The 229-nt window shown below is 37.6% G+C and carries 1 protein-coding gene; it reads left to right on the top strand.

What is annotated here, in order from left to right; translation table 11 throughout:
* Positions 1-47: 47 nt before the first annotated feature.
* Positions 48-229: hypothetical protein (locus SB724_RS22150; protein ID WP_410573276.1), on the top strand; the 182-nt coding region annotated here is incomplete at its 3' end.

Below are 229 nucleotides of genomic sequence, written 5' to 3'. Positions count from 1 at the left end.
CATCATCTGTTATTTATGATGCTACCTATATTATACGGGATCGTTTTTTGGGAGATACTGAAAAAAATGTTAATACACAATATACGTACAGAGCGGACGGAACCAAACTGAAGGCGGAGTACTCCTATTTTTCTCCCAAAAGCCAAATAGAGCTGAAAAAAATCACTGAATACCTCGATGGCTTCCAATATGAAAATGGTGTTTTGCAGTTTTCAGCAAACGATGAAGG

The organism is Bacillus sp. SIMBA_031 (assembly GCF_046535225.1).
In the GTDB taxonomy this organism is placed as follows: domain Bacteria; phylum Bacillota; class Bacilli; order Bacillales; family Bacillaceae; genus Bacillus; species Bacillus velezensis.
Note: the sequence above shows the minus strand (reverse complement) of the source record. Positions and strands in the feature narration are given on the sequence as shown.